1 protein-coding gene is annotated in these 885 nt (G+C 58.1%); it reads right to left on the bottom strand.

The window, feature by feature from the left end; translation table 11 throughout:
* Positions 1-53: 53 nt before the first annotated feature.
* Positions 54-818, bottom strand: coding sequence for an IS6 family transposase (locus AC58EF_RS28555; RefSeq protein WP_497279745.1), 765 nt, complete (start codon positions 816-818; stop codon positions 54-56).
* Positions 819-885: the final 67 nt, after the last annotated feature.

The following is an 885-nucleotide window of genomic DNA, read 5'->3' as shown; positions in this document are numbered from 1 at the left end:
TGGCTCTGTTGCAAACATGGGGCACGGCCGCGCGGCGTCACCCAGTTGGGGGATTAGGCAGCATTGGCGAAATGCTTATTGAGCATAATCATGGTTTCGGTCAGGGCCGAGGGTCCAATTCCGAATGCTCTTTCAACCAGGCGCACCTCCCCCATGATACCTGGCTGCAGGCACCATGCCTGGGCCTGTCCTTTGCGTAGGGCGCGCATGACCTCGAAGCCCTTGATCGTGGCGTAGGCCGTTGGCATCGACTTGACGCCACGTACCGGCTTGATCAGCATCTTCAGCTTGCCGTGGTCGGCCTCGAGCACGTTGTTCAGATATTTCACCTGCCGGTGCTCGGTTTCCGCCGCCAGTTTGCCTTCGCGTTTCAGCTCAGCGATTGCTGCGCCGTAGCTGGGTGCCTTGTCGGTATTGAGTTTGGCCGGCTTTTCCCAGTCCTTCAGGCCACGAAGAGCTTTGCCCAGAAAGCGCTTCGCCGCTTTGGCGCTGCGTGTCGATGACAGATAGAAATCAATCGTGTCGCCCCGTTTGTCGACCGCCCGGTACAGGTAGGTCCATTTGCCCCGCACCTTTACGTAGGTCTCATCCAGACGCCAGCTCGGATCAAAGCCGCGCCGCCAGAACCAGCGGAGACGCTTCTCCATCTCCGGCGCGTAGCGCTGCACCCAGCGATAGATCGTCGTATGATCGACATCGATCCCACGCTCGGACAGCATTTCCTCGAGATCACGGTAGCTGATGCCGTATCGACAATACCAGCGCACCGCCCATAGGATGACCTCGCCGGTAAAATGCCGTCCTTTGAAATCGTTCATCGCAACTGACCTTGACAGTACATGAGCCCAATCTTGGAAACCGTGTCAGAGTTTGCAACAGAGCCGA

This window comes from Sphingobium sp. WR1 (assembly GCF_059693745.1).
The sequence above is the reverse complement of the archived record's forward strand: the minus strand, read 5'-3'. Positions and strand labels throughout refer to the sequence as shown.

Excerpts from the sequence above, each read along its gene's own strand:
- AC58EF_RS28555 (WP_497279745.1), bottom strand. The coding sequence starts at position 818 with ATGAACGATTTCAAAGGACGGCATTTTACCGGCGAGGTCATCCTATGG.